This window comes from Serratia sp. NCCP-200 (assembly GCF_059697885.1).
The window spans coordinates 252,629-267,252 of sequence record NZ_BAAKUJ010000003.1; the positions used below are offsets into that span (position 1 = coordinate 252,629).

Genomic DNA, 14,624 nt, shown 5'->3' on the forward strand with positions numbered 1-14,624 from the left:
GATGACTTCTTCCAACTTGGCGTACAGGACGCCGGTGAGGAATAACCCAATGACGATAAGTGCCATCGACGATAATGGCGCGGGCAAACCGCAACTGCGCAAGACATTGAAACTGTGGCAAGTGGTGATGATGGGCCTGGCCTATCTGACGCCAATGACGGTGTTTGACACCTTCGGTATCGTTTCTGGCGTGACGGACGGGCACGTTCCGGCGTCCTACCTGTTGGCATTGGCCGGGGTGCTGTTTACCGCCATCAGCTATGGCAAGCTGGTGCGCCAGTTCCCGACCTCGGGCTCGGCTTACACCTACGCGCAAAAGGCTATCAACCCGCACGTGGGTTTCCTCGTTGGCTGGTCATCGCTGCTGGATTACCTGTTTTTGCCGATGATCAATACGCTATTGGCCAAAATTTATCTTACGGCCCTGTTCCCAGAGGTTCCGCCATGGGTCTGGGTGGTGGGGTTTGTGATCCTGATCACCGCCATCAATCTGAAAAGCGTCAGCCTGGTGGCAAACTTCAACACCCTGTTTGTGGTGGCGCAGGTAGCGATTATCGTGGTGTTTATTTTCCTGGTGGTACGAGGATTGCACAATGGCGAAGGGGTTGGCCAGGTGTGGAGTCTGCAACCCTTTATCAGTGAAAACGCCCATCTATTGCCGATCATTACCGGCGCCACCATCCTGTGCTTTTCGTTTCTGGGTTTTGACGCCGTCACCACGCTGTGTGAAGAAACGCCCGATGCCGCCCGTGTGATCCCGCGCGCTATCTTCCTTACTGCACTCTATGGTGGGGTGATCTTCATCACCGTGTCGTTCTTTATTCAGCTGTTCTTCCCGACGCTGGAGCGTTTCAAACAGCCTGATGCGGCACTGCCGGAAATCGCGCTGTATGTGGGCGGCAAGCTGTTCCAGTCGATCTTCCTGTGCATCACCTTTATCAACACCCTGGCTTCTGGCCTGGCTTCCCATGCCAGCGTGTCCAGGCTGCTGTATGTGATGGGGCGCGACAATGTGTTCCCGGAAAAATTCTTTGGTTACGTGCATCCTAAATGGCGCACGCCAGCGCTTAACGTGCTGCTGGTTGGTCTGGTGGCGTTATCGGCATTATCCTTCGATTTGGTGACGGCGACTGCCCTGATCAACTTTGGCGCGCTGGTGGCCTTTACCTTCGTCAACCTTTCGGTGATCAGTCACTTCTATATTCGGCAAGGGCGCAACAAGAGCTGGAAAGACCGCTTCCATTACCTGATCCTGCCGCTGGTGGGCGCGCTGACGGTTGGGATCTTGTGGCTGAACCTGGAGAAAAGCTCCCTGACCTTAGGGCTGCTGTGGGCGGCGCTCGGGTTTGGCTATCTTGCCTATCTTACCCGTCGTTTCCGCCAGCCGCCGCCACAGTTGGAGCGCCAACCTCAGCAGTAAAGGCATGGGCGCAGCGTTGCGCCCTTTCTTTTTCCCCGGTAGGGCAGTAGAGTAAAAATCCAAACAAAAATAACCAATTGGATCCTACGCTAATGCCTCCGTTGTCTGCTTCCCATAAAGCTACCTTGCTCGGCCTGCTGGCCATTGTGTTATGGAGCAGCGTGGTTGGCCTGATCCGCAGCGTCAGTGAAGGGCTGGGGCCGGTCGGCGGGGCGGCGATGATCTATAGCGTGGGCACGCTGTTTCTGCTGGTGGTTATGGGCATTCCCAAGCTGCGCGAGTTCCGCCGTTCCTATCTGCTCCTCGGCAGCCTGCTGTTTGTGCTGTATGAGATTTGCCTCTCGCTGTCGCTGGGCTATGCCAGCAACCGTACGCAGGCCATTGAGCTGGGGATGATCAACTATCTTTGGCCCTGTTTTACCGTATTGATGGCCATCCTGTTCAATGGACAAAAGGCCAAATGGTGGGTGGTGCCTGGTTTGTTACTTTCCCTGTTCGGGATTGGCTGGATCATGAGTGGCAGCGGCGGTTGGTCACCGGCACAAATGCTGGCCAACGTGCGCAGTAATCCGTTGAGTTACGGGCTGGCATTCAGCGGTGCGGTGATTTGGGCCATCTATTGCAACGTGACCAAGAGGATCGCCCAGGGCAAAAACGCGGTAGTGCTGTTTATCTCGCTGACCGCGCTGGCGCTGTGGCTGATTTATCCTTTCAGTAATGAAAGCGGCATGCACTTTAGCCTGCCGGTTGTGGTGGCGTTGCTGTGCGTGGGGACGGCGATGGGGGCTGGCTATGCCGCTTGGAACGTCGGGATCCTGCATGGCAATATGACGCTGCTGGCGACCGTATCTTACTTTACCCCGGTATTGTCATCGGTGTTTGCCGCCGTGGTACTCAGCACCGCGCTGACCCTCAACTTCTGGCAAGGGGTGATGATGGTCACGCTAGGATCGCTGATTTGCTGGCGGGCCACCCGCGCCGACTGAGGCCTATTTTTTACCTGCGCAGGCGGCAGAATAATGAATTTCGAGCTAATCTCAAGGTAAGTGTTCTGCCAGAAGGAACGGGAAAATGAGAAAAGATATTCAATTTATTCAGCAGCCAGCGCTTAATGGTCACAGTTTCAGCACTGGTGATGTCGTTCGCCTGACCACCGCTAACCTACCGCATGAATACCAGTTGGATGTGATGATCCTGCGCCGTGACGATAAGCTGATCCACGGCTCGGTAGTCGTGGCCTCGCCGAAAGTCGATATCCCGGTCAGCCAATGGGAAATTGCCACGGGTGATGAGGTGATATTCCGGCAAGAGAACATTGCCAAGGCCGTACCCGGAGCCCGCTGAAAAAAAACCAACGGGTTCGCCATATAAGGGGGCCGTATCCTGCGCCCGCCTGCCACTAAGCCGACATAAGCGTCGGCTTTTTTATGCGCTTTTTAACCTCAGGTTAAAATTTGGTGTTGAACATAAAGACACCAAAAATCGGCGATTGAAAAATTATCGATATGATGAAAATCACATCAAAAATGTTTTGCACTGCAATTTATTTTATAAAATGAGAACGCAATCGATTACGCGATGGTAAAATGCCTGACTGGATCACAGATTATTACAGTGAGAGCTTTCTATAATGCGCACGGCGACCGGTAATAGGTAACCGTTTGTTTACAGCAGGCGTCGCCAGACACATATCATTCCAACGGGCAGGGAATTGGCCCACTCAGCATGTGGTAATAAAATGAAGAAAATAGCTCTCGCAGCAGGTGTGCTTCTTTCCGCGTCTTTCAGCCCCGCTTCCATGGCGGCAGAAAGCAAAGACAGCCAGTATCTTTCAGACTGGTGGCATCAGAGTGTCAACGTAGTAGGCAGCTACCATACCCGCTTCGGGCCGCAGCTGAACAATGACGTGTATCTGGAGTATGAAGCCTTTGCCAAGAAAGACTGGCTGGATTTCTATGGCTACGTGGATGTGCCAAAGTTCTTCGGCACCGGTAACACGCCAAACCGTGGTATCTGGGATAAAGGTTCACCGCTGTTTATGGAGATCGAACCGCGCTTCTCCATCGACAAACTGACTGGCACCAACCTGGGCTTTGGGCCGTTCAAAGAGTGGTATTTTGCCAACAACTACATTTACGACATGGGGCGTAACAACGCCTCCCGTCAAAGCACCTGGTATATGGGCCTAGGCACCGATATCGAAACCGGCCTGCCGATGAGCCTGTCGATGAACATTTATGCCAAATACCAATGGCAGAACTATGGTGCATCCAACGAGAACAGCTGGGACGGCTATCGCTTCAAGGTGAAATATTTTGTGCCGTTGACCGAAATGTGGGGCGGCAACCTGAGCTATATCGGTTTCACCAACTTTGACTTTGATTCCGATCTGGGCAGCGACAACTTCGTGGTGGATGGCCGTCAGGCACGTACCAGCAACTCTATCGCCTCCAGCCACATTTTGGCGCTGAACTACGATCACTGGCATTACTCCTTCGTGGCACGTTACTTCCATAACGGTGGTCAATGGAATGATGGGGTGGACATCGGTACGCCGCAGGGGCCAATCAAGTCTACCGGCTGGGGTTACTACCTGGTTGCCGGTTATAACTTCTGATTTTTCGTGGTATCAGAAACAGGAAACCCCGCGCTGGCGGGGTTTTTTTTCATCATTAAGGCTAACTTTCCGCGGGTAAATGTTTAACCGGCATAACCAATTTACCCTTGATAACGTAGCACTCATTGTCGATCCACTTGAGGATTTGCTCACGGCTGACACCTTCAAATTGCGCATAGCGATAAATATCACCATTGAAGTGCAGCTGGATGTACTCCATCAACGTCATGTGCATGGTTATAACTCCTAAACGCCCAGAAATAGCGGTTTCGCCACGCTGAGTGGTTGAGCTTTTCAAGGCCTAAAGGTAGATTATTCGCAACAAAACAGCAACAAAAAAGACTAAAAAGTGGCGTTATAATAGTGAAAAGTAGTAAAAGAAATCCCGCACGGGACGGCGGGAAATTGAGTAGTATCATTTATCGATGACATAAGATGGGTTTTGAGGTGCAACGAAAAAGAGCAGGTTTACTCATTTCTGTGGCCGACTAAAATTACTGGATGGCTTATTTTGCCGCAAGAAAAATCTACGGCATTTACTCGGATATCATGAGTAGTTTTGCGCGTGAACAATTTTTTGCCTGATAGCCACGACCTGTTTTTTAATAATTGGTGTGAATGATATGTCGGGCTGATAGGCGGGCGCAGTATGCAGCGCCCCGTCATAGCACGGCGAACTTTTACGCGCGGGCGCAGATGTTCTTTTTGAACGTGAGTACACGGCTGCGGCTGGCGATCAGATCGACCTGGTAACCGCGGAAATACAGACAAAACCGATTCAGGTTGGGCCCATCGTTGCTTTCAACCAATATCCTCCCATCCCCCAGCGAACTTAGGGTGCCGGTTTGCACCGCCGGGCCGACCCCGATGTGGATCTGGTTGCCGCAAATTTCGAACGCGGTGCGGTATTGTGGATGATACCAGTGCCCTTGAACCTGCTTGAGACAAACCGATTCGCTAGCGACCGGCAGAAAGCGGCGTACAACGTGGCCAACTTCACCTTCTACGGCTTCACCTGTCCACTTAAGGCGCATTGGCTGATAGGCCGAGAGCGATACCGCATAACCGTCTTCACTTTGATACAACGGTTCGTTGGAGCCCAGATAGGCCACGTTGCCCCCTTTAACTTCCAACCAATAGGGTTCCGCCCGGGTGGCGTAGATGCCATCTGGGATCGCCGTGCTGCGTTGGGGCAGCGGTTCGTTCAACAGCGCCGCCATCACCTGAAGAATGATGGCAAAGCTGTCACAATCTTCACGGTTGGCGACCAGCAGGGCACCCGCTTGCCGGTCAGGCGCTAGCAGAAAATAGGTCTTATAACCGGCATGAGAACCGCCATGGCCCAGCAATATCTGGCTGCCAAGCGGCGTTTGCGCCAGCCCCAGTCCGTAACGGCTGACTTGGCCCTGGCTGAGCCGACGTGGGGCACTTAGCTGCGTCAGGACCCCTTTGCCAGGGCCGTTATTGGCCAGCAGGCATTGCAACCAGCGGGTGAGGGCGTTGGCGCTCCCTGTCAGGCTGCCAGAGGCGGAGAGATGCAAGCCGGCGCTGGTCTGTTGCCAACCATTGGCCGTATGCCAATAGCCGGGAGCTAGCCCAGACACCACATCAAACCAGCTTTCGGGTGCTTGTAGCTGTACGTCCAGAGGGCGGGCCAGATGCTGCTGAACCAGATCATCAAAAGCGTACCCTTTAGTCTTCAGCGCCGCTTCTACCAGGCGGTAGCCGGTATTGGTGTAGGTGATCTCACTGCCTAGCGGGTAGTTGAGCCGGGTTAAACCATGGATAAACTCCATTACTGGCTGGGCCTCACTGACGGTGTTGACCGAGACGCCAAGCAGCCCCAGCGTTTGCCGAATATCGGGTAGCCCGCTGGTCATGTCCAAAGCCTGGCCTACCGTCACCTCCGCCAATTGTCCCTGCAATTTGGGCAGTAGACTGCCAAGGCGATCGTCAAGCTGCAGAGCGTTATCGGTGGCATTAAGCGCCAGCGCGGCAAAAATATGTTTGGTGATGGAGGCATAGCGCACCACGGTATCAGCAGTGAAAGGATCGCGGCGTGCCAGATCGGCCAGCCCAGCACACACCACTGCCTGGGTGTTATCAGTGTCAAACAGGGTGATAGCCCCACCGGGTTGGCCTGCGGTTTGCCAGCCTGCCAACAGTTGAGCGGCGGTTGCCTGTGCGGCGCGCCAGTTTAGCGGGGTGTCAGACATAGTTTCCTCCTGGGATAACGAACGCCACACATCACCGTGGCCGACTACACACGAGTGTCTACCACAGCCACGATAGAGACGTGGATGGCGGGTAAGGCAAGGGTGGTCTTTCAATCCCTGATCTCTGGCCAGCAACGGGTGGGCATGGGATGAAAGAGGCCCAATTGTGGCGCAAGGCAAAAGTCACGGGCCGCTGTTTTGTGCGCTGTTCAGACCAGTGGGCAACCTTTCCATCAAAATTGGGATGCAGTACTCAAATCGTCATGGAAGGGTATGAAAGACAGGAGGGGATATCGGTGAGGGCAAGGTTGACTCCGGCGCGATAGCGGCACCGGAGTTGTGGCGGATTAGCGTTGTTGCTCGCCCCAGGCCAGCATGCTTTCTATCATCTGCTGCAACAGGCGTTGTAAAGGCGCGGCACGGGCGGCATCAAATTCAAATGTCTGCTCGGACATATAGTTCACCTGCGCCAACTCCAACTGCACCGCGTGCTGGTTTTCCTTCGGTTGACCATAGGCACGGGTAATGTAGCCCCCTTTAAAGCGCCCGTTGAGCACGTGGCTGAACTGCTGTTGTTGCTGACAACAGCTGACCAGCCTGTCACTCAGTGAGGAAGGGCAGCTTTCACCCCCGTTAGTGCCCAGGTTGAGATCGGGTAGCTTGCCGTCGAATAGGCGCGGTATCAAGGAGGCGATCGAGTGGGCGTCAAACAGTAAGGCGTAACCGTGTTGGGCTTTTAGCCGTGTCAGCTCATTCTGTAGTTGCTGATGGTAGGGCTGCCAGATGTTCTGCAGGTATCCGGCCCGTTCTTCGTCCGATGGGGCGGCGTCCGGCAGAAAACTGGGGCGGCCATCGAACAACACATCCGGAAACAGACCGGTGGTGGCAGTGGTGTAGAGCGGTTTGTCATCTGCCGGGCGGTTCAGGTCAATCACCAGGCGCGAATAATTACCCACCAGGATGCTGGCACCCATGGCACGGGCAAAATCGTACAGCCGTGGGATATGCCAGTCGGTGTCTTGCAGGGGGCGGGCCTCATCGGTTAGCCCTTTCTCAACCGCTGGCGTCAAGCGGGTGCCGGCATGGGGAATACTGATCAACAGCGGCAGTTGGCCGCTCTGGAACTCGAAAGGATCGCGGATTAACATTAACGGAGTTCTCCTCGGAAAATCACCTTGCAGGGCAGTTGTCCGCCCAACCAGTAAGCCAGCTCTGCCGGATGTGAGAGCGGCCAGTGAACGAAATCTGCTACTTTGCCAACTTCCAGCGAGCCGTGGGTTTCCTGCAGGCCCAAAGCCTTGGCGGCATGCAGCGTGACGCCTGCCAGCGCTTCTTCCGGCGTCAGGCGGAACAGGGTGCAGGCCATATTAATCATCAGACGCAGCGATAATACGGGTGAGGTGCCAGGGTTGGCATCGCTGGCAATGGCCATCTTGACGCCGTGTTTACGGAACAGTTCAACCGGTGGGCACTGCGTTTCTCGTAACAGGTAGTAGGCGCCCGGCAACAGCACCGCGACGGTTCCGGCTGCCGCCATCGCTATCGCATCTTGTTCGGTGGCATATTCCAGGTGATCGGCGGAAAGGGCATGATGCCGTGCCGCCAATGCGCTGCCGCCGAGCGCTGAAAGCTGCTCCGCGTGCAGTTTCACCGGCAGGCCAGCAAGCTCAGCGGCGGCGAAAACCCTCTCAACCTGCTCAGGGGAGAAGGCCAGATGTTCGCAAAACGCGTCTACTGCATCTGCCAGACCTGCTGCTGCGGCTTCAGGGATGATGGTATTGCACACCAGATCGATATAGTCGTCGCTACGTCCGGCATATTCCGGTGGCAGGGCATGAGCGGCCAGGCAGGTGGTTTTCACTTCGACCGGCAAGGTCGCGCCTAACTGACGTGCCACGCGTAACATTTTCAGCTCGCTGGACAGCGTTAATCCGTAACCGGATTTTATCTCCACGCAGGTGACGCCTTCGGCCAGCAGTGGCAGCAGACGCAGCAGCGTTTCATGCAGTAACTGGGGTTCTTCTGCATCGCGCGTGGCCTTGACCGTGGAGATAATGCCTCCGCCCTGAGCAGCAATCTCTGCGTAGCTTACCCCGTTCAGACGTTGTTCAAACTCACCACTGCGGTTGCCACCAAACACCAGATGGGTATGGCAATCCACCAGGCCGGGGGTGATGATGCCACCGTCAAGCTGCACCGTTCTTGTCGCCGTCAGGGCAGGCATCGATGCCTGTTCACCCAGCCAGACGATCTTGCCTGCGTGCATGGCGATCGCCCCGTTGCTGATGATGTGATACTTGCCGTCACGCATGGTGACGATATCGGCCCCGTGCCACAGGCTGTCGCAGTGGATCTCAGACGTCATGGTGTTCCCGCTCCCACATGGTTGTATATACAATTAAAAACAACCTAGCGCATTCGCCGGGCTGCGACAAGAGAGGGGATAAAAATTTGTTACCGAGATGTGATGAAACGCGAAAAAGGCAGGGTTGAACGTCATTGGATTCGACCGTAGGGGCGCTTTACGCTGCGCCCACTGGGTAGCACGCTCTGTCCAACTTAAACCTGATTGATAAAACGGCCAAACAGCTGATAGCGGCTGCCTGGATAGAGCAGGCGCGCAGAAGTCACCACCATTTTGCCAGACCAGGTGCGACGATGGATCAGCAGGCCTGGCTCGTGGTCTTCCAATTGCAGCAGTTCGCGCTCTTGCTTGGTTGGCACCACGGCTTCGACAATATGTTCACCTGCGGTCAGCGGAGCGGACTGGGTCAGGTAAATATAGGGCGTGACCCGATCAAAATCCTGCTTCATATAATCTGGGGCTGCCAGCGGATTGACGCAGCGATCTTCCACCTGCACCGGCACGTCATTTTCATAATGCACAATCTGCGAGTAAAACAGCTGCTGGCCCGGCGGGATCCCCAATGCCGTCGCCTCCTCTGCGCTGGCCGGGCGGGCGGTCAGCTGCAAAATTTTACTGCTGTGGCGGTGCCCTCGGGCGGCGATCTCATCGGCGATATTATGTACTTCCAGCAACGCGGTGTGTGCCTTGGCCTCGGCCACGAAGGTGCCAACGCCCTGCATGCGGATCAAAAAGCCCTCGCTGGTCAATTCACGCAAGGCCCGGTTGATGGTCATGCGGCTAACGCCCAGCTCGCTGACCAGTTCACTTTCCGAGGGAACGCGTTGGTGCGGCTGCCAGTGGCCCGCACGGATTTGGCTTACGATGGCCTGTTTGACCCGTTGATAGATCGGGGCGGGGGTTTCGCTCATTGCTGCAGCCAGCTGCAACACGGTCTGTTGATCTACCACGACGTTAACCTCGTCAAATAAAAAAATAATAACACCAGTTTACTGTTGATGTTGAAGATATGTATATGTATATACAAGTAAGCGTCCGTTCACCAGATGAATGAAACTGGTTTACAAATTTTTTACCTGCGCGGCGTGACAGTCGTGCGTTCTTAGCCGTTACACCTACTTTGGAATACTGCTATGCCTGCTTATTTTGCCTCTCGCGCACTGCTTCCGACCGGTTGGGCCCATAACGTACGGCTCGAAGTCGATGCTCACGGCCAGTTGGCCCAAGTGACCACCAATGCTGACTCAGACGGTTGCCTGCGCCTGCACGGCGACGTGGTGCCGGGCATGCCAAACCTGCACTCTCATGCCTTCCAGCGCGCGATGGCGGGGCTGGCGGAAGTCGCGGGCAACCCACAAGACAGCTTCTGGACCTGGCGCGATCTGATGTATCGCCTGGTTCAGCGCTTAACCCCGGAGCAGGTTGGGGTTATCGCCCGTCAACTGTATATCGAAATGCTCAAGGGCGGCTACACCCAGGTTGCCGAGTTCCATTATCTGCATCACACACCGGAAGGAAAAGCCTACGCCGACCGGGGCGAGATGACCGGGCGCCTCAGTGAGGCAGCGCTTCAGGCAGGCATTGGCATGACCCTATTGCCGGTGCTTTACAGCTACGCCGGGTTTGGTGCTCAGCCTGCGCAAGCGGGGCAACGGCGCTTTATTCAGAGTGCGGAGAGCTACCTCGAACAGCAACAGGTGATAGCCCGCCAACTGGCAGGCCAGCCATTGCAGAATCAGGGGTTATGTTTCCATTCGCTGAGGGCGGTTGAACTGGGGCAGATGCAGCAGATCTTGGCGGCCTCTGACCAGACCTTGCCGGTACATATTCATATCGCCGAGCAGCAAAAAGAGGTCAACGACTGCCTGGCCTGGAGTGGCCAACGCCCGGTGGCCTGGCTGTATGAACATTTGCCGGTGGATAGCCGCTGGTGTCTGGTGCATGCCACTCATCTGGATCGTGTGGAGCTTGAGCAACTGGCTCACAGCAAAGCAGTGGCCGGATTATGCCCGACTACTGAGGCGAATCTGGGTGACGGCATTTTCCCTGGTGACAGTTATTTGCACCACCAAGGGCGCTGGGGGATCGGTTCGGACAGCCACGTTTCCCTAAACGTGGTGGAAGAGTTACGCTGGTTTGAGTATGGGCAGCGGCTGCGCGATCAGCGCCGTAACCGCCTGACCACGCCAGAGCAACCCGCTGTGGCAGACGTGCTTTATCAACAGGCATTACGGGGCGGAGCTCAGGCCTGTGGTACGGCAATTGGCAAGCTGGCGGTAGGCTATCGTGCGGACTGGTTGGTGCTGGATGGTGACGACCCGTATCTGGCATCTGCGCCTGATGCCTCTATCCTCAACCGCTGGCTGTTTGCCGGGGGCAAAGAGCAGATCCGCGACGTATTTGTTGCTGGCCGGCAGGTGATTGAGCAGGGACGTCACGCGTTGCAACAGCAAAGCAGCGCTGAGTTCCTACAGGTGCTGAAAACGTTCCAACAGGAGGCGTGATGAAACTGAACCGTTTCGATTTTGCCGATCTGCCGGTGAGCCCTTGGCGTAATGGCGGCGGAGAAACTCGCGAAATTACCTGCCAACCGCCGGGCAACACCGAATTCGGCTGGCGTGCCAGCATTGCTACCATCGCGCAGAATGGGCCTTTCTCGGCCTTTAACGGCATTGACCGGTCCATCACTTTGCTGGAAGGCGATGGCGTACATTTGTTCAGCGAAGGCCTGATCGATCACCGGTTGCAGAACATCGGTGAGCCGTTTGCCTTCTCTGGGGATGTGGCGCTAGAGGCCAGATTATTAGGCGGCAGCTGCCAGGACTTCAACATCATGACGCGGCGTGGTCACTACCAGGCGCAGGTGCAACGCATTGCTGAAACCATCGGGCTATCGCTACAGCATGCCGGTGTGTTGTATGTGCTGCGAGGGCAATGGCAGTTGCCAGACGGCAAGTTGCTGGCCGCACGACAGGGTTGCTGGTGGCTACCAGGGGATGGCCCGCTAAGGCTGGTGGCTCAGGGCAATGATGCGCGGGCCTTATGGGCCGATATCGTGCCTGCCACGCTGCTATAGGGGGCTGTAGGCCGAGCCTGCGCATTCTTTGTCACCAATCTGGACTATTCCGATTACTCTGCCAGGGCTGACGTGAGAATATAACACCAAGAGAGGCCGGGCTTGCATACCTTGGGCTCTTACAGGATCGCCAACCATTTCGGTTGGCGATTCACTTTCCCTCTTTCAGCATGTTGATCGCTGCACCGATCAGGATGCGCTGCTCGATATCGTGGCTTTCCGCCAGATGCTGCGCCAACTGCCTGGACAGGCTCTCCACCGACAATTCCTCGCCTCGATGACGCAACTGCATCACGCTGTCGCCAATCAATCGGGCAACCTCATCCCATACTGGTTTGATCTCCTGTTCCGAGAACTTCATCGCTAACCTCGGCTGGGTGATTTTTGCTCAATGTAGCAGTTGCCAACCGGCTACGCCAGCCGTCAGGCCATAGAGAAAATAAAACCGGAAGTATAAAAATCATCCCATCAGTGTTTCTTCTGGTTTTTATATTCAATACTGGATTGGTCAAATCAACGAGAGGGGCGCAACCATGAAACTGGTCGAACAATTAGCGGCTTATTATCAACTTAGCCGAGATGCCGAAGTGAAAAACCGCTGGTGCCGTTGGTGGCTACCACAGGGGGAGGCCCGCATCGCCTATTTGCGTGAGCTGTTGGAGCCAGTGGCCAAAGCGCCTCCTACCCGAGCGGGAGAGGCGGTTAACAAAATGCAGGATTAGCCGAAGACGATAGCTGCCCAGCGTAATAGCAGCAGGGCCAGACAGATCAGCACCAGGATCACAAACATTTTCCAGTGTTTGGTACGCATACGCTTGGTTGGCAATTCGGGGTTCCTTATTTTTCTTTAGACGCAGAGATACCAACTACCCAGAGCGATGAGGATGATGGCTATAACTGTGATGATTTTCAGTAAATCACTGAAGGTGTCATCGGGATCTTGCTCTGCCTGATTCATTTTATTGCCCTGGCAGGTTGGCTGCCATTGAGGACGTGTTGATGCACAGTATGAATGCTGCACTGCGATACGCACAGAACTTTACCGTAAAGTCAGGTAAAAAGCAGGGGCTGCGAGCCGGTGCGGCAACGTGATGGATGCAGACGTGAGGGAATACGGTGTAATATTGCCTGAGCACCTGTGACTCAATCAATAAAGGTAAAGCAATGGCCATTCCTGAAAAGTATGAAAATGTAGAACGTTGGGCGTTTGGTGATACCGAACAGCAGGCGGATGAGTTGGTGAAGCTAGTGCTGGATGGCGTCAAAACCGCCACCTGTTCCAATCTGGATGGCGAAGGTATTCCGCAGCCTGGCGATGTCTTTGTGGTGGTGGACGGCAAGAATGAGCCGGTGTGCGCCATTGAGCTGACGAAGGTGGATATGAGCACCTATGAGCAGGTGGATGCGGCTCATGCCCTGGCGGAAGGTGAAGGCGATCGCTCGCTGGATTACTGGCGCAAAGAGCATAAACGCTTCTTTGAAGAGTATGAACTGTTCTCACCGGATATGACGCTGGTGTTGATGCATTTCAAGGTTATCGAAAAGTTCTGAGTGATGTCACAGCCTGAAGTGCCCTACGTGTGCCAATGGGCGACGCCAGAGCTGGCTGCCGATCTGATTGCCGGGCGTGCCACGTTGGCGGATGATGCCAACTGGGTGCAGAGCGGGGCGGCCAGCCAGGCGGAATATGTTGAGTGGGCCAACCACGTGTGCGGCATGGCCTGTCTGAAAATGGTGCTGACGCACCGGGATGGCACGGCGCCGCCCTTGCTGGAGCTGGCACGCCGCAGCATGCCTTACGGGGCCTATGTGCGCGACGGCGAACGGATCAAGGGGCTGATTTATGCGCCCTTTGTGGTGTTTGTGCGTGAACAGTTTGCGCTAACGGCAGAGGTGCGAGTCAATCTCGATGAACGTCAGTTGCCGCAGTTGCTGGAGCAACACCGCTATTTTATCGCCTCGGTGCATCCGAGTATCCGGCAGCCAGCGGCACAGCCGCCAGCGCGGGGTGGGCATCTAGTGTTGGTGTTCGCTGCAGATCGGCATAGCGTTACCTTTCATAATCCTTCCGGTGATAGCCTTGCCAGTCGCCAGAAGGTGACAATGTCACTGGCAGATTTTGGCCGCTTCTTTGCCGGGCGCGGTATCGCCATCGTATAAAACAACGTTCCGTGCCCAATGGGAACACGGCGCGTCCTTTCTCCTGAACCTCTCTACTCCAGCCGCATCACCCAGGCATCCGCATGTCGATCGTAATGCTGTTTGTACAGCAGCGACTGTTGGCCATCCAGCATAGCCGGAATACTGGTGTGCTCGTCCCAACCGTCTAGCTGCATGCACAGGTCGGGGTCCGATTTGCAGGGGATCGCCAGGGTGCTTTTCCCTTCGGCGTGTTCAGATGCTGGCGTTAAATGCGCGTCATCAACCTCGAAGCTGCCTATTTTCACGACGGTTTTGCCCATTGGAACTCCTTGCTGAAGCTAGTGGTATGAGGTGTGACCAGTTGTGACCACCCACTAAGCATAGACAAACAGGCGAAAAAGTCACAAAAAAAGTAGCCATCGACCCGCCGGACGCTGCCGTGGCACTCGACACAACCATTAATGCTTACTTAATAGCCACGATAAATATTAACGTTCCTCACTATCGCACTCCTTAACCATTTTAAAGTCGAGGTATGGCGCGCTTTGCTGGAGTAAAGTTTGTTAATAACATGGAAAATGGTTTTTTATTCTTATTTCATTCAAAGCAGATAAATTCCGCTTAAGCTAAATTTATTAATCTATATTTAACCACGATAGCCTGTTTCATCAGGTTGTTACCGTCAGGGTTCCCTTGCAAAAAAACAGAACCCGGCTTGAGCGTCGTCCTTTGGCAGTTTTTGGCAGTGCGTGAGTCCACCAGAGAATTTCCATACGCAACCTGGTTGC

17 protein-coding genes are annotated in these 14,624 nt (G+C 54.9%); 9 read left to right on the top strand and 8 right to left on the bottom strand.

The window, feature by feature from the left end; all coding sequences use genetic code 11:
• Positions 1-49 precede the first annotated feature (49 nt).
• The 4 genes from AC6HVW_RS11320 (at position 50) to AC6HVW_RS11335 (ending at position 4,037) form a co-directional block, all read left to right on the top strand.
• On the top strand, positions 50-1,420 hold the full coding sequence (locus AC6HVW_RS11320; protein WP_071680461.1) for an APC family permease: 1,371 nt from the start codon (positions 50-52) through the stop codon (positions 1,418-1,420).
• 92 nt (positions 1,421-1,512) lie between these two features.
• Entirely contained in the window at positions 1,513-2,406 is an 894-nt protein-coding gene (gene yddG, locus AC6HVW_RS11325; RefSeq protein WP_071680460.1) for an aromatic amino acid DMT transporter YddG, read from the top strand.
• 85 nt (positions 2,407-2,491) lie between these two features.
• Positions 2,492-2,764, top strand: coding sequence for a hypothetical protein (locus AC6HVW_RS11330; protein WP_071680459.1), 273 nt, complete (start codon positions 2,492-2,494; stop codon positions 2,762-2,764).
• Between the two features lie 394 nt (positions 2,765-3,158).
• Positions 3,159-4,037, top strand: coding sequence for a nucleoside-specific channel-forming protein Tsx (locus AC6HVW_RS11335; protein ID WP_021804643.1), 879 nt, complete (start codon positions 3,159-3,161; stop codon positions 4,035-4,037).
• A gap of 61 nt (positions 4,038-4,098) precedes the next feature.
• On the opposite strand, the gene AC6HVW_RS11340 is transcribed toward AC6HVW_RS11335, so the two are convergent.
• The 5 genes from AC6HVW_RS11340 to hutC all read right to left on the bottom strand — a co-directional run bounded on the left by AC6HVW_RS11340 (position 4,099) and on the right by hutC (position 9,568).
• A complete protein-coding gene (locus AC6HVW_RS11340) occupies positions 4,099-4,272 on the bottom strand; it encodes a hypothetical protein (RefSeq protein ID WP_021178238.1) in 174 nt (57 codons plus the stop codon).
• A gap of 445 nt (positions 4,273-4,717) precedes the next feature.
• Positions 4,718-6,253, bottom strand: coding sequence for a serine hydrolase domain-containing protein (locus AC6HVW_RS11345; RefSeq protein ID WP_071680458.1), 1,536 nt, complete (start codon positions 6,251-6,253; stop codon positions 4,718-4,720).
• A 347-nt stretch (positions 6,254-6,600) separates the two neighbouring features.
• A complete protein-coding gene (gene hutG, locus AC6HVW_RS11350) occupies positions 6,601-7,401 on the bottom strand; it encodes an N-formylglutamate deformylase (protein ID WP_071680457.1) in 801 nt (266 codons plus the stop codon).
• A complete protein-coding gene (gene hutI, locus AC6HVW_RS11355) occupies positions 7,401-8,618 on the bottom strand; it encodes an imidazolonepropionase (RefSeq protein WP_071680456.1) in 1,218 nt (405 codons plus the stop codon). Before hutI ends, hutG begins: the two co-directional genes overlap by 1 nt.
• A 194-nt stretch (positions 8,619-8,812) precedes the next feature.
• The gene (hutC, locus tag AC6HVW_RS11360) at positions 8,813-9,568 is read right to left on the bottom strand and encodes a histidine utilization transcriptional repressor HutC (protein ID WP_021804639.1); all 756 of its coding nucleotides are present in this window, start codon (positions 9,566-9,568) and stop codon (positions 8,813-8,815) included.
• A gap of 183 nt (positions 9,569-9,751) precedes the next feature.
• Here hutC and AC6HVW_RS11365 point away from each other — a divergent pair, with 183 nt between their 5' ends.
• Positions 9,752-11,122, top strand: coding sequence for a formimidoylglutamate deiminase (locus AC6HVW_RS11365; protein WP_071680455.1), 1,371 nt, complete (start codon positions 9,752-9,754; stop codon positions 11,120-11,122).
• Positions 11,122-11,694: a HutD/Ves family protein gene (locus tag AC6HVW_RS11370; protein WP_071680454.1), complete on the top strand. Its 573-nt coding sequence runs from the start codon at positions 11,122-11,124 to the stop codon at positions 11,692-11,694. The genes AC6HVW_RS11365 and AC6HVW_RS11370 overlap by 1 nt, the downstream gene beginning before the upstream one ends.
• A gap of 151 nt (positions 11,695-11,845) precedes the next feature.
• On the opposite strand, the gene AC6HVW_RS11375 is transcribed toward AC6HVW_RS11370, so the two are convergent.
• Positions 11,846-12,055 carry a DUF2767 family protein gene (locus AC6HVW_RS11375; protein WP_021804636.1) on the bottom strand — a complete coding sequence of 70 codons (210 nt, stop codon included), beginning with the start codon at positions 12,053-12,055 and terminating at the stop codon, positions 11,846-11,848.
• Between the two features lie 172 nt (positions 12,056-12,227).
• Here AC6HVW_RS11375 and AC6HVW_RS11380 point away from each other — a divergent pair, with 172 nt between their 5' ends.
• Positions 12,228-12,416 (top strand): hypothetical protein, encoded by a 189-nt coding sequence (locus AC6HVW_RS11380; protein WP_059200596.1) that lies wholly within the window; start codon positions 12,228-12,230, stop codon positions 12,414-12,416.
• Here AC6HVW_RS11380 and yniD read toward each other — a convergent pair.
• Positions 12,413-12,520 (bottom strand): small membrane protein YniD, encoded by a 108-nt coding sequence (gene yniD, locus AC6HVW_RS11385; RefSeq protein ID WP_223499378.1) that lies wholly within the window; start codon positions 12,518-12,520, stop codon positions 12,413-12,415. The two genes, AC6HVW_RS11380 and yniD, sit on opposite strands and share 4 nt — an antisense overlap.
• A 338-nt stretch (positions 12,521-12,858) precedes the next feature.
• On the opposite strand from yniD, the gene AC6HVW_RS11390 reads away from it, so the two are divergent.
• Positions 12,859-13,245 (top strand): ASCH domain-containing protein, encoded by a 387-nt coding sequence (locus AC6HVW_RS11390; RefSeq protein WP_021804633.1) that lies wholly within the window; start codon positions 12,859-12,861, stop codon positions 13,243-13,245.
• A 3-nt stretch (positions 13,246-13,248) separates the two neighbouring features.
• The gene (locus tag AC6HVW_RS11395; protein WP_021804632.1) at positions 13,249-13,854 is read left to right on the top strand and encodes a cysteine peptidase family C39 domain-containing protein; all 606 of its coding nucleotides are present in this window, start codon (positions 13,249-13,251) and stop codon (positions 13,852-13,854) included.
• 53 nt (positions 13,855-13,907) lie between these two features.
• Here AC6HVW_RS11395 and AC6HVW_RS11400 read toward each other — a convergent pair whose 3' ends face one another.
• Positions 13,908-14,156, bottom strand: coding sequence for a DUF1480 family protein (locus AC6HVW_RS11400; protein WP_021178226.1), 249 nt, complete (start codon positions 14,154-14,156; stop codon positions 13,908-13,910).
• Positions 14,157-14,624 lie beyond the last annotated feature (468 nt).

Excerpts from the sequence above, each read along its gene's own strand:
- yddG (WP_071680460.1), top strand. The coding sequence starts at position 1,513 with ATGCCTCCGTTGTCTGCTTCCCATAAAGCTACCTTGCTCGGCCTGCTG.
- AC6HVW_RS11400 (WP_021178226.1), bottom strand. The coding sequence starts at position 14,156 with ATGGGCAAAACCGTCGTGAAAATAGGCAGCTTCGAGGTTGATGACGCG.
- hutI (WP_071680456.1), bottom strand. The coding sequence starts at position 8,618 with ATGACGTCTGAGATCCACTGCGACAGCCTGTGGCACGGGGCCGATATC.
- AC6HVW_RS11370 (WP_071680454.1), top strand. The coding sequence starts at position 11,122 with ATGAAACTGAACCGTTTCGATTTTGCCGATCTGCCGGTGAGCCCTTGG.
- AC6HVW_RS11320 (WP_071680461.1), top strand. The coding sequence starts at position 50 with ATGACGATAAGTGCCATCGACGATAATGGCGCGGGCAAACCGCAACTG.
- AC6HVW_RS11340 (WP_021178238.1), bottom strand. The coding sequence starts at position 4,272 with ATGCACATGACGTTGATGGAGTACATCCAGCTGCACTTCAATGGTGAT.
- AC6HVW_RS11335 (WP_021804643.1), top strand. The coding sequence starts at position 3,159 with ATGAAGAAAATAGCTCTCGCAGCAGGTGTGCTTCTTTCCGCGTCTTTC.
- AC6HVW_RS11390 (WP_021804633.1), top strand. The coding sequence starts at position 12,859 with ATGGCCATTCCTGAAAAGTATGAAAATGTAGAACGTTGGGCGTTTGGT.
- AC6HVW_RS11345 (WP_071680458.1), bottom strand. The coding sequence starts at position 6,253 with ATGTCTGACACCCCGCTAAACTGGCGCGCCGCACAGGCAACCGCCGCT.
- AC6HVW_RS11365 (WP_071680455.1), top strand. The coding sequence starts at position 9,752 with ATGCCTGCTTATTTTGCCTCTCGCGCACTGCTTCCGACCGGTTGGGCC.
- AC6HVW_RS11330 (WP_071680459.1), top strand. The coding sequence starts at position 2,492 with ATGAGAAAAGATATTCAATTTATTCAGCAGCCAGCGCTTAATGGTCAC.
- hutG (WP_071680457.1), bottom strand. The coding sequence starts at position 7,401 with ATGTTAATCCGCGATCCTTTCGAGTTCCAGAGCGGCCAACTGCCGCTG.
- AC6HVW_RS11395 (WP_021804632.1), top strand. The coding sequence starts at position 13,249 with ATGTCACAGCCTGAAGTGCCCTACGTGTGCCAATGGGCGACGCCAGAG.
- AC6HVW_RS11375 (WP_021804636.1), bottom strand. The coding sequence starts at position 12,055 with ATGAAGTTCTCGGAACAGGAGATCAAACCAGTATGGGATGAGGTTGCC.
- AC6HVW_RS11380 (WP_059200596.1), top strand. The coding sequence starts at position 12,228 with ATGAAACTGGTCGAACAATTAGCGGCTTATTATCAACTTAGCCGAGAT.